17 protein-coding genes are annotated in these 18675 nt (G+C 64.8%); 5 read left to right on the forward strand and 12 right to left on the reverse strand.

Annotated elements, in window-relative coordinates; all coding sequences use genetic code 11:
• The first annotated feature begins 64 nt into the window (after positions 1-64).
• Positions 65-1783, forward strand: a complete 1719-nt coding sequence (msbA, locus tag BRPE64_RS04505) for a lipid A export permease/ATP-binding protein MsbA (RefSeq protein WP_232519208.1) — start codon at positions 65-67, stop codon at positions 1781-1783.
• Positions 1784-2239: 456 nt separating this feature from the next.
• On the opposite strand, the gene BRPE64_RS32240 is transcribed toward msbA, so the two are convergent.
• From BRPE64_RS32240 to upp, 10 genes are all read right to left on the reverse strand, one after another.
• On the reverse strand, positions 2240-2587 hold the full coding sequence (locus tag BRPE64_RS32240) for a PXPV repeat protein (RefSeq protein WP_084675720.1): 348 nt from the start codon (positions 2585-2587) through the stop codon (positions 2240-2242).
• 504 nt (positions 2588-3091) lie between these two features.
• Positions 3092-4561: a ribonuclease G gene (gene rng, locus BRPE64_RS04515; protein WP_016344843.1), complete on the reverse strand. Its 1470-nt coding sequence runs from the start codon at positions 4559-4561 to the stop codon at positions 3092-3094.
• A gap of 7 nt (positions 4562-4568) precedes the next feature.
• Positions 4569-5183 carry a Maf family protein gene (locus BRPE64_RS04520; RefSeq protein WP_016344844.1) on the reverse strand — a complete coding sequence of 205 codons (615 nt, stop codon included), beginning with the start codon at positions 5181-5183 and terminating at the stop codon, positions 4569-4571.
• Positions 5184-5252: 69 nt separating this feature from the next.
• Positions 5253-5723, reverse strand: a complete 471-nt coding sequence (rlmH, locus tag BRPE64_RS04525; RefSeq protein ID WP_016344845.1) for a 23S rRNA (pseudouridine(1915)-N(3))-methyltransferase RlmH — start codon at positions 5721-5723, stop codon at positions 5253-5255.
• 14 nt (positions 5724-5737) lie between these two features.
• On the reverse strand, positions 5738-6196 hold the full coding sequence (rsfS, locus tag BRPE64_RS04530; RefSeq protein WP_016344846.1) for a ribosome silencing factor: 459 nt from the start codon (positions 6194-6196) through the stop codon (positions 5738-5740).
• 13 nt (positions 6197-6209) lie between these two features.
• Positions 6210-6923: a nicotinate-nucleotide adenylyltransferase gene (locus BRPE64_RS04535; RefSeq protein ID WP_044041246.1), complete on the reverse strand. Its 714-nt coding sequence runs from the start codon at positions 6921-6923 to the stop codon at positions 6210-6212.
• Complete coding sequence (gene hemF / locus BRPE64_RS04540; protein WP_016344848.1) at positions 6914-7873, reverse strand: oxygen-dependent coproporphyrinogen oxidase; 960 nt, start codon at positions 7871-7873, stop codon at positions 6914-6916. The genes BRPE64_RS04535 and hemF overlap by 10 nt, the downstream gene beginning before the upstream one ends.
• A gap of 148 nt (positions 7874-8021) precedes the next feature.
• Positions 8022-9311, reverse strand: coding sequence for a phosphoribosylamine--glycine ligase (gene purD / locus BRPE64_RS04545; RefSeq protein ID WP_044041247.1), 1290 nt, complete (start codon positions 9309-9311; stop codon positions 8022-8024).
• A 268-nt stretch (positions 9312-9579) separates the two neighbouring features.
• Positions 9580-10308, reverse strand: a complete 729-nt coding sequence (locus BRPE64_RS04550) for a YebC/PmpR family DNA-binding transcriptional regulator (RefSeq protein ID WP_016344850.1) — start codon at positions 10306-10308, stop codon at positions 9580-9582.
• A 366-nt stretch (positions 10309-10674) separates the two neighbouring features.
• A complete protein-coding gene (upp, locus tag BRPE64_RS04555; RefSeq protein ID WP_016344851.1) occupies positions 10675-11328 on the reverse strand; it encodes a uracil phosphoribosyltransferase in 654 nt (217 codons plus the stop codon).
• A gap of 262 nt (positions 11329-11590) precedes the next feature.
• On the opposite strand from upp, the gene BRPE64_RS04560 reads away from it, so the two are divergent.
• The 4 genes from BRPE64_RS04560 to kdpE are packed head-to-tail and all read left to right on the forward strand — an operon-like array spanning position 11591 to position 14545.
• Positions 11591-12370 carry an SDR family oxidoreductase gene (locus tag BRPE64_RS04560; protein WP_044041248.1) on the forward strand — a complete coding sequence of 260 codons (780 nt, stop codon included), beginning with the start codon at positions 11591-11593 and terminating at the stop codon, positions 12368-12370.
• Positions 12371-12400: 30 nt separating this feature from the next.
• A complete protein-coding gene (locus tag BRPE64_RS04565) occupies positions 12401-12790 on the forward strand; it encodes a methylglyoxal synthase (protein WP_016344854.1) in 390 nt (129 codons plus the stop codon).
• 24 nt (positions 12791-12814) lie between these two features.
• Positions 12815-13789: a quinone oxidoreductase family protein gene (locus BRPE64_RS04570; RefSeq protein WP_016344855.1), complete on the forward strand. Its 975-nt coding sequence runs from the start codon at positions 12815-12817 to the stop codon at positions 13787-13789.
• 57 nt (positions 13790-13846) lie between these two features.
• Complete coding sequence (gene kdpE, locus BRPE64_RS04575; protein WP_016344856.1) at positions 13847-14545, forward strand: two-component system response regulator KdpE; 699 nt, start codon at positions 13847-13849, stop codon at positions 14543-14545.
• Here kdpE and BRPE64_RS04580 read toward each other — a convergent pair.
• Both BRPE64_RS04580 and BRPE64_RS04585 read right to left on the reverse strand, forming a co-directional pair.
• Positions 14521-15213: an SDR family oxidoreductase gene (locus tag BRPE64_RS04580; RefSeq protein WP_016344857.1), complete on the reverse strand. Its 693-nt coding sequence runs from the start codon at positions 15211-15213 to the stop codon at positions 14521-14523. The two genes, kdpE and BRPE64_RS04580, sit on opposite strands and share 25 nt — an antisense overlap.
• Positions 15214-15339: 126 nt before the next feature.
• On the reverse strand, positions 15340-18675 hold the full coding sequence (locus tag BRPE64_RS04585; protein WP_016344858.1) for an efflux RND transporter permease subunit: 3336 nt from the start codon (positions 18673-18675) through the stop codon (positions 15340-15342).

The raw sequence follows: 18675 nt of genomic DNA on the forward strand, positions 1-18675 counted from the left end.
GAACAATGATGCAGGTTTGCGCAAGCCGATCGGCGGCACGGAAAGCTCGTCGCCGACGGCCGTGATGAAGCGGCTCTGGCCGTACATTCGCCCGCTGATGGGCATGGTGCTGCTCGGTCTGTTGACCATGGGTATCGTCGCGGCGACCGAGGCGGGCATTCCGATGCTGCTCAAGCCGCTGCTCGACCACGGTTTCGGCTCGAAGAGCAGCGACCATGCGAAGTGGATCGTGCCCGCCGCCGTGATCGGTCTTGCGCTCGTGCGCGGCGCGGCGCAGTACGCGTCGGGCTACTTTCTCTCGTACGTGACGAACAAGATCCTGCTGCAACTCAGGCTCGAAATGTTTCAGCGCATGATCCATACGAGCGCGAGCTTCTTTCAGCGCGAGACGGCAAGCACGGTCATCAACGCGATCGTCTTCGAGGTCAATCAGATTCTGAGCGTGCTGTCGAGCGTCGTCGTGACGCTGGTGCGCGATTCGCTCACGGTCGTGTTCCTGCTCGGCTATCTGTTCATCCTCAACTGGCGCCTGACGCTGATCGTCGCGGTGATTCTTCCGGCGATCGGCTGGCTCGTCAGCAAGATCAACCGGCGTCTGCGCCGTCTTAACCGCGAGCATCAGACGCTCACGAACGAGTTGTCGTATATCGTCGAGGAGACGGTCGGCGGCTACAAGGTCGTGAAGGTGCACAACGGCGAGCCGTACGAGATGGGGCGCTTCAACGAGATGAGCCATCGCCTGCGCGGCTACTCCATGCGCATGCAGGTGTCGGGCGGGCTCGCGCAGCCGCTCACGCAGTTTCTCGCGTCAATTGCGCTTGCGATCGTCATCACGATCGCGGTCGTCCAGTCCGCCAACGACCAGACGACGGTCGGTGGCTTTGTCGCGTTCGTCACGTCGATGCTGCTCGTCATTTCGCCGCTGAAGCATCTGATCGACATCAATCAGCCCTTGCAGCGCGGCATGACGGCGGCGGAGCTGATCTTCGGCCTGATCGACGAACCCGCCGAGCCTGCGGGCGGCGGGCGGCGTCTGGAGCGCGCGCGCGGCGAAGTCGAATTCCGCGATGTGACCTTCACTTACGGCTCGGTCGACCGGCCGACGCTCGATCGCGTGTCGTTCAAGGTGGCGCCCGGCGAGATGGTCGCGCTTGCGGGTCCGTCTGGCAGCGGCAAGACGACGCTGGTGAATCTGCTGCCGCGTTTCTTCGATCCGCACGGCGGCCAGGTGCTTGTCGATGGCGTGCCGCTTCCCGAATACGGACTGCACGACCTGCGCGGCCAACTGGCGATGGTGAGCCAGGACGTCGTGCTCTTCAACGATACGATCGCGGCGAACGTCGCGTACGGTCAAACGCCCGACCGCGCGCGCGTGATGTCGGCGCTGACGGCGGCGAATCTCGCGGATGTGGTGTCCGCGTTGCCGGATGGCATCGATACGCTTATCGGCGGCAACGGCATGCGGTTGTCGGGCGGCCAGCGTCAGCGTCTGGCGATCGCGCGCGCGATCTACAAAGATGCGCCGATTCTGATTCTCGACGAAGCCACCTCGGCGCTGGATTCGGAGTCGGAGCGCCACGTGCAGTCGGCGCTGGAGACGCTGATGAAGGGGCGCACGACGCTCGTTATCGCGCACCGGCTGTCGACCATCGAGCGCGCGGATCGCATTCTGGTGATGGAAGCGGGGCGCATTGCCGAGCAGGGAAGTCATGCGGAACTGTTGCGCAAGGACGGGTTGTATGCGCATCTGCACCGGATTCAGTATCAGCAGCAGGCGGCGTGATCGGTTGGAACTGGCACGACGGACGGCATGCTTATCGACGTTACGCTCCGCAACACTGGCTGCATCGCGGCGGTGTTTCCCTTGCAACCAACATCGGCGGGGTGAATGCATCGACAGGTCGATTCCCAGGCCCCCTTGCTGCCGCTATGCACGTAGCGGACACAGTGCTGAATAGCAGTAATCCAGACGCCGCTCGCTGAAACGCAAAAGCCGACTCTCGCAAGTCGGCTTTTTTGTGCCCGTCTTTCCGGACCGTACGTTTGTTCTGTAGCGGTGCGCCGATACTCCCGGCCTCGGCGCGAGGGCTAATTATTAACGGCCGTCTGTCGGAGCGTCGCAGCGCGATGATATCGCCTGCGTAGGCAAGCGGCTGTGCGTCGTGTTAGCGGCCCGGCGCGGGCGTCACCGGCCAGGCTGATACGAACGATGCCGCTTCGCCACCGACAGATTCAGCCGTTACTGATCACGATGATCATGGCGGCGATCATCCTCGCTGCGATCGCCGCTGCGACGGGCCTCCCGCTCGGCATCACCGCTACGATGGGGCGTGCCATATCCATCGCGGCTGGCGTGGTCGTCGTGTTGACCGTGCCAGCTTTGGTCGTTGGGATGCCGGCGCATCCATTCGTCGCGCGAGTAATAGCGATGACCGTCGTAGTAGCGGTCGCCATACCAGCCAACCGAAATTCCGACTGGCGCAACGGCTACCGGCGCTGGTTCAGCCACCATCGGGGCTGGGACAACGCATGCGGTGAGGCTGACGGCGGAGGCCATCAGCAATACCGCAGTGGTAAGAGCTTTCATGCAAATCCTTAGGCAAATGGTGACAGACAAAGCCTGTCGCCCCGTAAACGCGCCGAGGTCGCAAACGTTGACGTGCCAGAAGCGATCGTTGATGCATGTCAAGAACGCCTAGGCCGTTCTCGCGGGTCGTTTCTTGATCGGGCGGGCTGTGGTTTGCCCGGCGTAGCGTCGGGCGCCTTCTCGGCGCCGCACAGTTGCCGTCAGGGTGCGGTTACGCCGCCTGTTAAAGCCTTACTCAAGCAACTGTTAAAGCGCACAGGGCGGCGGAATTCAAAGAGGAACTCAACGCGGCCTGCAAAGCCTGATGGACGGGCTTTCAGCGTTTAATTGGTTGATTGCGGGCGCGTTGATCAATCGGATTCAACAACGGCCCGAAACCCTCGTCCGGCGGGGCTTCTAGCCGCATTGATTTTTTGATTATCACGAATTCAAAACGGGGATTTTGTCTTTGCGTGGAGCACGCGCTCGCGAAGCGCGCCTCCTAAGGCATGAGGGTGGCCACCCTCACATCAACACAATGTCATACTGCTCCTGACTCAGATTACTCTCCACCTGCAACGAAACCGGCTTGCCGATAAAGTCCATCAGCATTGCCAGATGCTGCGACTCTTCCTCGAGAAACAGATCGATGACCTGCTGCGAAGCCACCACGCGAAACTCGCGCGGATTGAACTGCCGCGACTCGCGCATGATCTCGCGCAGCACGTCGTAGCACACGGTTCTCGGCGTCTTAACCTGCCCCTTGCCCTCGCACGTGGGGCACGCTTCGCATAACACGTGCGCGAGCGATTCCCGCGTGCGCTTGCGCGTCATTTCGACGAGCCCGAGCTGCGAGAAGCCGTTCACCGTCACGCGCGTCCGGTCCCGCGACAAAGCCTTCTTCAATTCCCCCAGCACCTGGTCCCGATGCTCGACATTCTCCATGTCGATGAAATCGATGATGATGATCCCGCCCAGATTGCGCAGCCGCAGTTGCCGCGCGATCGTATGCGCGGCTTCGAGATTGGTCTTGAAGATCGTGTCGTCGAAATTGCGCGCGCCGACATAGCCGCCCGTGTTGACGTCGATGGTGGTCATGGCCTCGGTCTGATCGATCATCAGATAGCCGCCCGACTTCAGATCGACGCGCCGCGACAGCGCCCGCTGAATCTCCGCCTCGATGTTGTACAGATCGAATAGCGGCCGCTCGCCGGTGTAGTGATGCACGCGTGACGCCACCGCCGGCGTGAACTCCGCCGCGAAATCCGCGAGCATCTGATACGTCTCGCGCGAATCGACCTGAATGCGCGTGGTCTCGTCGTTGACGAAGTCGCGCAGCACGCGTTGCGCGAGATTCAGATCCTGATAGAGCAATGTGGTGGGCGGCACGCGCTGCGCCTGCGCCACGATCGTCGCCCAGGTCTTGCGCAGATACGCGACGTCCGCCGCCAGCTCTTCGCTGCTCGAATCCTCGGCGATGGTGCGCACGATATAGCCGCCTTTTTCATCGACGGGCAGCACGGCCGTCAGGCGCGCGCGCACGGCTTCGCGTTCCGCTTCGCTCTCGATCTTTTGCGAGATGCCGATATGCGGCTCCTGCGGCAGATAAACCAGCGTGCGCCCCGCGATGCTCACTTGTGTCGACAGCCGTGCGCCCTTCGTGCCGATCGGGTCCTTCACGACCTGCACCATCAGCGATTGCCCTTCGAAGACGATCTTCTCGATCGGCACATGCGGCGCCGACGAATGCGGCTCGCCCGCGATACGCGGATGCCAGATATCGGCGACATGCAGAAACGCGGCGCGTTCGAGCCCGATATCGATGAATGCGGACTGCATGCCGGGCAGCACGCGCACGACCCGGCCGAGGTAGACGTTGCCGACACGTCCGCGCGAGAGCGTGCGTTCGACGTGAAGCTCCTGAACGGCGCCTTGCTGAACCAGTGCGACGCGGCTTTCTTGCGGTGTGACGTTGATCAGGATTTCTTCGTTCATGGCCTGTTTAGAATTCGACGCGCGCCACGCGCAGGAGAGCTGCGGTTTCGTAAAGGGGCAGACCCATGATACCTGAATAGGACCCGTCGATTCGCTCGATAAACTCGGCCGCGCGGCCTTGCACGCCGTACGCGCCGGCCTTGCCGAGCGGCTCGCCGGATGCGGCGTACCGTTGCAGCGCAGCACGCCCGACCGACGCGAATCGCACCGTCGAGCGCGACAGCGCAGGTTCGGCCAGGGCGCCGTCGGCATGAACCACGGCGAGCGCCGTCAGCACTTCGTGCTCGCGCCCGACGAGGCGTTCGAGCATCGCGACGGCGTCTTCCTCGTGAAGCGGCTTGCCGAGAATCAGGCCATCGACGGTGACGGTCGTATCCGCGACGAGAATTGGCGCCGCGCGCTTGTCCGCCGCGAGCAGCCGTGCGCGCGCCGCCTGCGCCTTCAGCACGCAGACGCGCTGCACGTACGCATCGGCGGATTCGCCGGGAAGCTCGGCTTCGAGCGCTTCGGCGTCTTCATCGGGACGGGGGAGGAGAAGCTCGTACTGCACGCCGAGCTGGCGCAGCAACTCCTGACGGCGTGGACTCTGAGAGGCGAGATAAACGAAGGGATAGGTCGGCATCGGAAAGTCGGATTTCTGAAGTCCGCGCGTTCGACATACACGGCATCAAGATCCAACTATCGGAATGCCTCACGCGCGATGATAAGGATGATTCTGCGTGATGCTCCACGCACGGTAAAGCTGTTCGGCGAGCAGCACGCGCACCATGCCGTGCGGCAGCGTCAGGCTCGACACGCGCAGCAGCAGTTCGGCGCGCGCCTTTACTTCGGCGTCGAGTCCGTCTGCGCCGCCGATCACGAACGCGACATCGCGCCCGTCCTGCTGCCAGCCGGGCAGGGCGCTCGCGAGTTGCATCGTGGTCCAGTCGCGGCCGCGTTCGTCGAGCGCCACGATGCGCGCGTGCTTCGGCAACGCGGCTTCGATACGCTGCTTCTCCGCCGCCATGACGCTCTCGGCGTTGCGTCCCGACGAGCGTTGCTCAGGCTTGATCTCCTTGAGCTCGATGCGCAGTTCCGGCGGCATGCGCTTCGCGTACTCGTCGAAGCCATTCGTGATCCAGTCGGGCATCTTGTGTCCGACGGCTAGGATGACCAGCTTCATGGAACGACGCTACGTCAGGATGCCTGCTTGCGTGCGGTCTTGCGCGCGGGACGTTTGACGACCGGTGCCGCTTCTTCGTCGTCTTCGTCATCCTCGGCCGTGACGTTCGCGCCGCCGAACATGTTCGGCTTCTGCAGCTTCACGCGCACGGGTTTGTCGCCCCAGACTTCCTCGAGGTTGTAGTACTGGCGCAGCGCCGGTTGCAGGATGTGCACGACCGCGTCGCCGCAATCGACCAGCACCCATTCGCCGATCTCTTCGCCTTCCGTGCTGATGATGTCGCCACCCGCTTCCTTGACCTTCTCGCGCACGCTGTTCGCAAGCGCCTTGGTCTGCCGGTTCGACGTACCGCTCGCCACGACCACGCGGTCGAACAGCGACGTCAGGTGGGATGTGTTGAACACCTTGATATCTTGCGCCTTGACGTCTTCCAGACCGTCGATGATCGCGCGTTGCAGCTTCTGAATTTCCATATTTACCGTGTCTTTACCGTGTCCGGTACAAGTGATGTTGAACAATATAGTCCCATACCGCCGGCGGGACCTGATTGCGTGCTTCGGGCGCGTCGGTCATCGTGCGTGCGGCTTCGCGGATCGCCGTGGCGGATACGTCGAGCAGCAGCGTTTCGTCGATGAGCATGTGCCCGTGCGGGCTCGCGCGCAACACTTCGGGCGATGCGCGCCGCCGCTTGAATTCGGCGGCCACCGCGGCGGGCAGCGTCGCCACGTCGAAGCCGGCGCGCGTTTCCACGCAGACGTGCGCGTAGTCGAACAGCCGCTGCCACTCGCGCCAGGTATCGAGCTTGACGAGTTGATCCGCGCCCATCAGCAACGAAAGCGAGGCGTCCGCGCCTTCGCGCTCGCGCCAGTGGGCGAGGGTGTCGACGGTATAGGTCGCGCCTTCGCGCTCGATTTCATCGGTGGCGACGGTGATGCGCACGCCGTCGAGCGTGAGCGACGCGGCCGCCGCACGCGTCATCGCCAGCCGGTGTTCCGGCGCCGACACGCCCGCCTTCTGCCACGGCTGGCCCGCAGGCAGCAGCACGAGCTCGGTCAGTTGCAACAACTCGACGAAGCGTCGCGCCAGCGCCAGATGCCCGTCGTGGATCGGATCGAACGTGCCGCCGAACAGCCCGACGCGTTTCGCGCACGGCGCGCCGGCCGTGGCCGCCGGGTTCATCGCGGCCCGGGTCACAGCCATTCCCGCCGCACCAGGAAATCCGAATAGAGCCGTGCCTCGGGCGTGCCCGGTTGGGGCGCCCAGTCGTAGCGCCAGTTCGCGACGGGCGGCATCGACATGAGGATCGACTCGGTGCGTCCGCCGCTTTGCAGGCCGAAATGCGTGCCGCGATCGAACACCAGATTGAACTCGACGTAACGCCCGCGCCGGTACGCCTGAAACTCGCGCTCCTGCTCGGTGTACGGCGTGTCGCGGCGGCGCTCGATGATCGGCAGATACGCCTTGAGGAACGCATCGCCGACGCTTCGCATCATCGCGAACGAGCGCTCGAAGCCGGGCTCGGAGAAATCGTCGAAGAAAATTCCGCCGATGCCGCGCTGCTCGTTGCGGTGCTTCAGATAAAAATACTCGTCGCACCACGTCTTGAAGCGCGGATACAGCTCCGTGCCGAACGGATCGAGCGCGTCGCGGCAGGTCCGGTGGAAATGCCGCGCGTCGTCTTCGTGGCCGTAGATCGGCGTGAGATCCATGCCGCCGCCGAACCAGAAGATCGGCGCTTCGCCGGGTTTCACCGCCGTGAGCATGCGCACGTTCATGTGCACGGTCGGGCAGTGCGGGTTGCGCGGATGCATCACGAGCGACACGCCCAGCGCCTCGAAGCCGCGCCCGGCAAGCTGCGGGCGCGCGGCGCTCGCGGAGGGCGGCAGGGCGTCGCCTTGCACGTCGGAGAAGCCGATGCCGCCGCGCTCGAAAAACCCGCCGCCTTCCAGGATGCGCGTGACGCCGCCGCCACGCAGATGCGCGCCGGGCTCGCGGGCCCAGGCGTCCGTTGCGAAGGCGGTGCCGTCGAAGGCGCCGAGCGCATCGGCGATGCGCGTCTGCAGGCCCGTCAGATAAGCGCGGACGGCCTCGATATCGTGGGATGCGTCGTGTTCTGTGCGTGTTTCCGCGCGGCTGTTCGGTTCACTCATCGATTGCTGCTATACGCCGTGTGGGCGGCCATGAAGTGACGGGGTTAACCCTTCGTCAAAAAAAGCTCAAAAGCACGCTGCCGGACACGAGGTCCGGCAGCGCGGGTAGTCGGGCGGCCAGCGCCGCTTAAGGCCTGAGGCTCGAGCCTCAGTGCTTGTCGGCCGAATGCTTGCGGTTCACCGCCCGGTAGCCGATGTCGCGCCGATACTGCATGCCGTCGAACGAGATCTGATTCACTGTATCGTAGACCACGGATTGCGCGCCGCGCACGGAATCCGCCAGCCCGACCACGCACAGCACGCGTCCGCCGGATGTCGTGAGCTTGCCGTCCGCGAGCGTCGTGCCCGCGTGGAAGGTCACCGAATTCTCGGTTTCCGCCGGAATGCCGGTGATGCGGTCGCCGCGGCGCGGCGTGTCCGGATAATTGTGCGCCGCGAGCACGACGCCCAGCGCGGTGCGGCGGTCCCAGTCGAGTTCGACGCTGTCGAGCTTGCCGTCGATTGCCATTTCCACGACCTTCGAAAAGTCGCCCTTGAGACGCGCCATGATCGGCTGCGTTTCCGGGTCGCCCATCCGGCAGTTGAATTCGAGCGTTTTCGGGTTGCCGTTCGCGTCGATCATGAGGCCCGCGTACAGAAAACCGGTGAAGCGGATACCTTCGCTTTCCATGCCGCGCACCGTCGGCTGGATGATTTCGCGCATCACCCGCGCGTGCAGTTGCGGCGTGACGATCGGCGCGGGCGAGTAAGCGCCCATGCCGCCGGTGTTCGGGCCGCGGTCGGCGTCGAGCAGCCGCTTGTGGTCCTGGCTGGAGGCGAGCGCGAGCACGTGCTTGCCGTCCACCATGACGATGAAGCTCGCTTCCTCGCCTGCCAGAAATTCTTCGATCACGACGCGCGCGCCTGCATCGCCGAGCTTGTTGTCGGCGAGCATGGAATCGACGGCGGCGTGCGCTTCCTCGGCCGTCATCGCGACGACCACGCCCTTGCCGGCCGCGAGCCCGTCCGCCTTGACGACGATCGGCGCGCCTTTGGCGTCGATATACGCGTGGGCGGCGGCGGTGTCGGAGAAGGTTTCGTACTCGGCGGTCGGAATGTTGTGGCGCTTCATGAACGCCTTCGCGAAATCCTTCGAGCTTTCGAGCTGCGCGGCTTCCCGGCTCGGCCCGAAAATCTTCAGGCCGCGCGAGCGGAACAGGTTGACGATGCCCGCCGCGAGCGGACCTTCAGGACCGACGAGCGTGAACGCGACATGCTCTTTCTCGACGAAAGCGGCGAGTTCCGCCGGATCCGTGATGTCGACGTTGCGCAGGCGCTCGTCCTGCGCGGTGCCGCCGTTGCCCGGCGCCACATAGACGATCTGCACGCGCGGCGACTGCGCGAGCTTCCATGCGAGTGCATGTTCGCGACCGCCGGAACCGACGACGAGTAACTTCATTTGAATCCCCGAAATCCTGACTAAAAGCGGCTTGAATGAAAGCGGTGGCTGCATCGCGCCCGACACGCGCGCATGACGGGTGTCATGGCGGCGAAGGCGGCTCGCGCTGACAGCGGCTGCGTCACGCGCCTTCCCCGGGTGATGCGGCGCCGCGGCGGCTCAGCGACTCAGCGGCGCTGCTCCGGCACCAGAGCCGAAGCGAAAGATGTTCCATGCGAGGGCGGGGCGGTCCACACGACTGCCGCCGCACCCCGGCGCGATCCGAAGCTCAGTCTTCGTTGATCGCGGCGTTTGTATAGACTTCCTGCACGTCGTCGAGATTTTCGAGCGCGTCGAGCAGTTTTTGCATTTTCGCTGCGTCGTCGCCGCTGAATTCGACTTCCGTTTGCGGTTTCATCGTCACTTCGGCGAGTTCCGCCTTGAAACCGGCGGCGTCCAGCGCGTCCTTCACTTTCTGGAAATCGTTCGCCGGGCAGATCACTTCGATACTGCCGTCTTCGTTCGTTACCACGTCATCGGCGCCGGATTCGAGCGCCGCGTCCATGAGCTTGTCTTCGGGCGTGCCCGGCGCGAACAGGAACTGGCCGACGTGATCGAACATGAACGACACCGAGCCGTCCGTGCCCATGTTGCCGCCGAACTTCGAGAATGCGTGGCGCACTTCCGCGACGGTGCGGGTGCGGTTGTCCGTCATGGTGTCGACGATGATCGCCGCGCCGCCGATGCCGTAGCCTTCGTAGCGGATTTCTTCGTAGTTCGCGCCGTCCACGCCGCCAACGCCGCGCTGGATCGCGCGATTGATGTTGTCTTTCGGCATGTTGGCGTCATAGGCCTTGTCGACGGCCAGACGCAGACGCGGGTTCGAATCGACCTCGCCGCCGCCCATGCGCGCCGCGACCTGGATTTCCTTGATGAGGCGTGTCCAGACCTTGCCTCTCTTGGCGTCGGCCGCTGCTTTCTTATGCTTGATGTTGGCCCATTTCGAATGACCCGCCATTACCTTTCTCCATCGCGCGCGGCCTCGTGCCGGGCGCCTAGTGTGCTGTCGTGCTGTAAATGTCTGTTCGCGCCTGCTTGCACCTGCTGGCACCGACCCATGCGCGTTCGCGCGCGGCGCTTTTTAAGCGGGCGCCGGGTTCGCCTGCGGATCGACGCGTGAGCGATCCGATCCGGCGTCGCCCGAATAGGAACAGACCGAAATTTTAGCATGGCGGCACGCGCTCTCAGCACCGCCGCGCGTGCGTCCGCATGGGAAAAGTCGCGCCGGAGCGCCGAAAAAAGGGCGAAATCGCGTACGCGGCCGCGCATTGCGCAAACCGCCGCGAGCGTGGGCGCGGCGGTCGCGCCCAAGCCCGGCAATGTTTCAGTTTTTCGTGCCGAACAGCCGGTCGCCGGCGTCGCCCAGGCCCGGAACGATATACGCATGCTCGTTCAGATGCGAATCCAGCGACGCTACATACAGCTTCACGTCCGGATGCGCGTCCTGGAACACCTGCACGCCTTCGGGCGCGGCCACCAGCGCGACGAAGATGATGTTCTCGGCCAGCACGTTGCGGCGCTTCATCACGTCGACGGCGTGAACCGCCGAATAGCCGGTCGCGACCATCGGATCGCACAGGATGAAAACGCGCTCTTCGAGATCGGGCGGCAGGCGCACGAGATACTCAACCGGCCGGTGATCGTCCGCGCGATACACGCCGATATGCCCGACGCGCGCCGAGGGCACGAGATCGAGCAGGCCATCCGACATGCCGATGCCCGCGCGCAACACCGGTACGATCGCGAGCTTCTTGCCGGCGATCACGGGCGCGTCGATCTCGACGAGCGGCGTTTCCACCCGCTTGGTCGTGAGCGGCAGATTGCGCGTGATTTCGTAGCCCATCAGCAGCGTGATTTCGCGCAGCAGCTCGCGGAACGTGCGCGTCGACGTGTCCTTGTCGCGCATGTGGGTGAGCTTGTGCTGGATCAGCGGGTGATTGAGGATGAAAAGATTGGGAAAACGGCTGTCTTGTTTCATGGGTCTCGCGCCGGGCGCGTCCTGCTCGTGTGGTGGCTGCCTCGTCGCGCTCGGGGAGGTGGCGCAGCCGGACGACCGCGCTGCCAGCGCGGACAGTGGCGACAGTTTATCGAAAAGGCCGCCCGCGCCTAAGAAGATTCGCAGGGCACGCCGCGACCCGCCGCCGACGTTGCCGCCCCGATTCTTCTAGAATTGCGCGAGAGACCATGCGCCGCGAGGCGCGTGCCGGGGCAACACGACGAACGATCACGGAGGATGGACGATGGATATGGGAATCGCGGGACGCACGGCGCTCGTGTGCGCGGCGAGCAAGGGGCTCGGACGCGGTTGCGCGGAGGCGCTGGCCGCCGAAGGCGTCAATCTGGTGATCACCGCGCGCACCGCGGAGACGCTCGAGGCGACGGCCGCGAGCATCCGCTCGCAATACGGCGTGAACGTGCAGGCGGTCGCGTGCGACATCACCACGCCCGAAGGCCACGCGGCGGCGCTCGCCGCGTGCCCGTCGCCGGACATTCTCGTCAACAATGCGGGCGGGCCGCCGCCGGGCGACTTCCGCACGTTCACGCACGAGATGTGGATCAAGGCGCTGGAAGGGAACATGCTCACGCCGATCGAGCTCATGAAGGCGACCATCGACGGCATGATCGAGCGCGGCTTCGGGCGCATCGTGAACATTACGAGTTCTTCGGTGAAAGCGCCGATCGACGTGCTCGGCCTGTCCAACGGTGCGCGTTCGGGGCTGACGGGCTTCGTCGCGGGCGTGGCGCGCAAGGTCGCGGCGACGGGCGTCACCATCAACAACCTGCTGCCGGGCACCTTCGACACGGACCGCATCGCCGTGACCATGGAAGCGCAGGCGAAGGCGCAGAACATCTCGATCGAGGACATGCGCACCCGCCGCGCGCAGAGCCTGCCGGCCGGGCGCTTCGGCACACCGGACGAGTTCGGCCGGGCGTGCGCGTTCCTGTGCAGCGTGCATGCGGGCTACATCACCGGACAGAATCTGCTGATCGACGGCGGCGCCTACCCGGGCACGTACTGAAATTACGATAACGACAAGAAGGGAGAGACCATGACCACACGTGTCGCGCTGATCGCGCACGACATGAAGAAGGACGACATCGTCGCGCTGGCGGGCGAATTCGTCGATACGCTCGCGCAATGCAGCCTCGTCGCGACGGGCACGACCGGCGGACGCATCGCGGCGGCGCACGGGCTCGACGTCGAGCGCAAGCTCTCCGGCCCGCACGGCGGCGACCTGCAGATCGGCGCGGAACTGGCCGAAGGACGCGTCGACATGGTGATTTTCCTGCGCGACCCGATGACGCCGCAACCGCACGAACCCGACATCAACGCGCTCGTGCGCGCGTGCGACGTGCACAACGTGCCGTGCGCGACCAACATCGCGACGGCGCGCATGATTCTCGACGACTTGCGCCTGCGTTTTGAGCGGGCGCCCTGACGAACCGATGGAGACGAACGAGCGATGACCAAGGCAATCCGATTCGACAAGGCAGGCGGCCCCGAAGTCATGAAGTGGGTCGATGTGGACGTAGGCGCGCCGGGCAAGGGCGAGATTCGCGTCAAGCATCATGCGGTGGGGCTCAACTTCATCGACGTGTACTTCCGCACCGGCCTCTATCCGATGCCGCTGCCCGGCGGCCTCGGCATGGAAGGCGCGGGCGAAGTGACGGCGGTGGGCGAGGGCGTCACGCAATTCAAGCCGGGCGATCGCGTGGCCTATGCATCGCGGCCGCCGGGCGCGTATGCCGAGGAGCGCGTGATGTCGGCGGATTACGTCGTCGCGCTGCCGGATTCGATCGGCTATGAAGATGCCGCGTCGATCATGCTGCAAGGGCTCACCGCGCAATATCTGCTGCGTCGGACCTATCGCGTGAAGGCGGGCGACACCGTGCTGATTCACGCGGCGGCGGGCGGCGTCGGCATGCTCGCGTGCCAGTGGGCGAAGGCGCTGGGCGCGACCGTGATCGGCACGGTGGGCTCGGACGAGAAAGCGGAGCTTGCGAAAGCGCACGGCTGCGACCATCCGATCGTCTACACGCGCGAGAATTTCACGCAGCGCGTGCGCGAGATCACCAACGGCGCGGGCGTCCCAGTGGTCTACGATTCGATCGGCAAGGACACCTATATCGGCTCGCTCGATTGTCTCGCGCCGCTCGGTCTCTTCGTGAGCTTCGGCAATTCGTCGGGGCCGCTGGCGCCGATCGAATCGTCGGATCTCGCGGGGCGCGGCTCGCTGTATTTCACGCGGCCTACGCTTTTCAGCTATATCGCCAAACGCGCCGATCTCGACACGATGGCGGCCGAACTGTTCGACGTCGTGTCGTCGGGCAAGGTCAAGACGAACGTGCGCCAGCGTTATTCGCTGTCCGATGCGGCGCGCGCGCACGAAGAGCTGGAGGCGCGCAAGACCACCGGCTCCACGATTCTTCTGCCTTGATTGCGGACTGATCCGACGCCGCCGGGCGGTTCGTCACCAAAAATATTCATCGATAACATGAGCGAGCCGTCTTTTACCGTCGTCCTGATCGAGGACGACAAGCAGATTCGCCGCTTCGTGCGCGTGTCGCTCGAAGCGCAGGGCATGACGGTCCACGAGGCGGAAACGGGGCAAAAGGGTCTTGTCGAAGCCGCGACGCGCAAGCCCGATCTCGTGATCGTCGATCTCGGCCTGCCCGATACCGATGGCATCGACGTGATCCGCGAACTGCGCGGCTGGACCGAGTTGCCGATCATCGTGCTGTCGGCGCGCACGCAGGAAGAGGAAAAGGTCGCCGCGCTCGATGCCGGCGCCGACGACTATCTGACCAAGCCCTTCGGCGTCTCCGAACTGATGGCGCGGATTCGCGCGCATCTGCGGCGGCGCAATCAGGCGCAGACGAGCGAGGCGCCGGCCGTGAGCTTCGGCGCCATCAGCGTCGATCTTGCGCTGCGTCGCGTCACGAAGAACGGCGAGGGCGTGCATCTGACGCCCATCGAATATCGCCTTCTGGCGACGCTCGTGCGCCATGCGGGCCGCGTGCTCACGCATCGCCAGTTGCTGCTCGATGTGTGGGGGCCGTCGCATGTCGAGAGCCCGCACTATCTGCGCATCTACATGGCGCATTTGCGCCAGAAACTCGAACGCGATCCGGCGCAGCCCGAGCATATCGTGACGGAAACGGGCGTCGGTTATCGTCTGGTCGGCGCGGCGTGACGCGTGAGGGTCGCAGGTTCGGGCCTGAGCGTATCGAGCAGCGCGTCGATCGGCTCCGCGCCGCCGACGAACGCGATCATCCGGTCACGAATGCCGAGCGTCACGCAATCTACCGCGATGCGCGCGAGGTCCGCGCGCGAGACTTCGGGCGCGTGTTTCGTGGCTTCGTCCGCGAGTGCGATCGCGCCGCGCGCGGGCGCATCCGCGAGCGCGCCCGGACGCAGAATCGCGTACGGCACGCCGCGCCGCGCGACGTATTCGTCGGCTTCGCGCTTCATCCGCGAGTAGTGGCGTAGCGCGAAGCCGCTGTGCGCCGGATCGAACGCGGATAGCGCGCTCACCACGACGAGTTGCTGCACGCGCCGGCGCTTCGCGTAGTCGGCGGTGCGCATGACGGCGTCGCGGTCGATCGCGCGCTCCTCGTGAACGCCTTCCGTGTCCGCCGATCCGGCCGCGTAGATCACGTGAGTGATGTCGTCGAAAGTGTGGGAGAAATCGTGGGTCAGGTCGCCGAGCACGATCTCCGCACCCAGCGCCGCGAACTCGCTCTTGTGCGCGGATTTGCGCAGCATTGCGCGAAACGGCATGGCTTCGTCGTGCAGGCGCCGCGCGATCAGACGTCCCGTGCGGCCATGCGCGCCGATCAGCAGAACCTTCAGCGTTTTCATGCGGGAACGCTCCTTTGCCGGGGCTCGCCGTGGCCCTCTACCCGACAAAGTAGGCGATTTTTCGAGCGCTTGCTGCGAGACGCGTTTGCGTCCGCAGCAATTTCGCGTGCGCGTTTACTGCGACCTTTATTCCGCCGCGCCTGCGGGCCGCGCGCGCTGTTGACGGCGGGCGCGCCGTTGTTCCGCGCGGATGCGGAAGCGGTCCATATACAGATACACGACGGGCGTCGTATAGAGCGTGAGCATCTGGCTGACGATCAGCCCGCCGACGATTGCAATGCCGAGCGGCGCGCGCATTTCCGAGCCTTCGCCGGTGCCGAACGCGAGCGGCAGCGCGCCGAGCAGGGCGGCGGCGGTCGTCATCATGATCGGGCGGAAGCGCAACAGACACGCTTCGCGGATCGCGTCCAGCGGCGTGGATGCGCCGTGGCGCGTCGCCTCGATCGCGAAGTCGACCATCATGATCGCGTTCTTCTTCACGATGCCGATGAGCAGAATCACCGCAATAAACGCGATGATGCTGAACTCCGTCTTGAACAGCAGCAACGCGAGCAATGCGCCGATGCCAGCGGACGGCAGCGTCGAGAGAATGGTGATCGGGTGGATATAGCTCTCGTAGAGGATGCCGAGCACGATATACACCGCCGCCAGCGCCGTGAGAACCAGAATCGGCAGGGTGCTGGTCGATTGCTGGAAAGCTTGCGCCGTGCCCTGGAAGCTGCCGTGGATGGTCTGCGGCATGCCGATTTCAGCCATGGTTTCGTAGATCGCGGCGGTCGCATCCGACAACGATTTGCCCGGCGGCAGGTTGAACGAAATGGTCGAGGCGACGAACTGACTCTGGTGATTCACCGAAAGCGGCGTGTTGCCCGGCCCGAATTTGGCGATGGCCGAGAGCGGCACCATGGTTTCCTTCGACGTGGACACCGCCGCCCCCGACGACGAACCGTTCTTGCCGGTCGCCGCGATCGCGTTGGTCGCCGAGTTCTTGACGGCGGCGAGCGCGAGGGCGGCCGTGGCATCGCTCGTGCTGGTCGATGCGCCGCCCGCGCCGGTCGAGCCCGTGGCCGCCGTCGATGCGGTCGAGGTTGTGCCCGACGTGGTGGTCGATTGCGTCGATGCCGAGCCGCTCGCCGTCCCGCCTGATGTGCTGATATACAGCTGCTTCAGCATTTCCGGGTCTTGCCAGTACTTCGGCGCGAGCTCCATCACCACGTGATACTGCGAGAGCGGGTTGTAGATGGTCGACACCTGACGCTGGCCGAACGCGTCGTACAGCGTGTTGTCGATCTGCGCGGGCTTGATGCCCAGGCGCGCGGCGGTCGCGCGGTCGAAGGTGACCATCGCTTCCAGGCCGCCTTGCTGCTGGTCGGAGTTGACGTCGGTGAGTTCGGGGCGCTTTTGCAGCGCATCGGTGAGAATCGGCCCCCACTTGTAGAGGTCGGCCGTTGTGTCTGACAGCAGCGTGAACTGATATTGCGCATTCGACTGCCGCCCGCCCACGCGAATATCCTGCACCGCCTGCAAAAAGGTACGCGCGCCCGCGACGTCCGCGAGCGGTTTGCGCAGACGGTTAATCACCTGATCCGCCGATACCTTGCGCTCGCTCTTCGGTTTCAGCGAAATGAACATGAAGCCCGAGTTGGTGGAGCGCCCGCCGGTGAAGCCCGCGACGCTGTCCACCGCCGGATCGGCCTCGACGATCTTCATCATCTCCGAGAACTTGCCCTTCATCGCCTGAAACGACGTGCTCTGATCCGCCTGAATGCCGCCGACGATGCGCCCCGTGTCCTGCTGCGGGAAAAAGCCCTTCGGCACGATCACATAGAGATAGACGTTGAGGATGACGGTGGCGACCAGCGTCAGAAGGATCAGCAGCGGATGCGCAAGCGACCACTCGAGCGTGCGCGCGTAACCGCCCTGCAGGCGCTGAAACTGGCGCTCGAGCCAGCGCGCGACGCGTCCTTCTTCGCGGCGCTCGTGCGGTTCCTGCAAGAGGCGCGAGCACATCATGGGCGTGACGGTCAGCGAGACGACCAGCGACACCGCGATCGCGAGCGACAGCGTCAGCGCGAATTCGCGGAACAGCCGTCCGACGATGCCGCCCATCAGCAGAATAGGCAGGAACACGGCGACGAGCGACACGCTGATCGACACCACGGTGAAGCCGACTTCGCGCGCGCCGATGATTGCGGCCTGCATGCGCGGCACGCCTTTTTCCACATGCCGCGTGATGTTTTCCAGCACGACGATGGCGTCATCGACGACGAAGCCTGTCGCAATGGTCAGCGCCATCAGCGAGAGATTGTCGAGCGAGAAGCCGAGCAGATACATGGCCGCGAACGTGCCGATGATCGATATCGGCACGGCCACGCTCGGTATCAGCGTGGCGCGCCAGTTGCGCAGAAACAGGAACACGACCATCACGACGAGCGCCACCGCGATCACGAGCGTGAGCTCGGTATCGTGCAGCGACGAGCGGATGGTGATCGAGCGGTCGGCCGTGGGCGTGATCTGCACGTCGGCGGGGAGCGCGGCCTGCAGTTGCGGCAGCATCGACTTGACGCGGTCGATCGTCTCGATGATGTTCGCGCCCGGCTGGCGGTACAAGATCACGAGCACTGCGCGCTTGTTGTTGATGAGGCCGAGATTGCGCAGATCTTCGACGGAATCGACCACTTCGCCGACATCCGACAGCTTCACCGCCGAGCCGTTGCGGTACGCGACCACCAGATCCTTGTACTGCGCGGCCTTGCTCGCCTGATCGTTGGTGTAGAGCTGGACGTGGGTGCCCTTGAATTCGATCGCGCCTTTCGGGCTGTTCGCATTCGCCGACGCGAGCGCGGCCCGCACGTCTTCGAGCCCGATGCCGTAATGGAACAGCGCGCCCGGCTCCAGTTCGACGCGCACCGCCGGATTGGCGGAACCGCTCACGTCGACTTCGCCCACGCCCGGCACGGTCGAGAGCGTCTGCTGCAAGACGGTCGCGGCGGAATCGTAGAGCGAGCCCGCCGTGCGCGTGGGCGAGGAGAGCGCGAGCACGAGAATCGGCGCGTCGGCCGGGTTGACCTTGTGATACGTCGGATTGCTGCGCAGCGAAGTCGGCAAATCCGCGCGCGCTGCGTTGATCGCGGCCTGCACGTCGCGCGCGGCGCCGTCGATGTCGCGATTCAGCCCGAATTGCAGCGTGATGCGCGTCGAGCCGACCGAGCTTTGCGACGTCATCTCGCTCACGTCGGCGATGGTGCCCAGATGCCGTTCGAGCGGGCTCGCAACGCTTGTCGCAACCGTCTCCGGACTCGCGCCCGGCAGCGATGCCTGCACTGAGATGGTCGGGAAATCGACTTGCGGCAACGGCGCGACGGGCAGTCTCACGAACGCGAACATGCCCGCGAGCGCGATGCCGATGGCGAGCAGCGTGGTCGCGACGGGCCGGGCGATGAAGATGCGCGACAGGTTCAT

The sequence above is a fragment of the Caballeronia insecticola genome (assembly GCF_000402035.1).
In the GTDB taxonomy this organism is placed as follows: domain Bacteria; phylum Pseudomonadota; class Gammaproteobacteria; order Burkholderiales; family Burkholderiaceae; genus Caballeronia; species Caballeronia insecticola.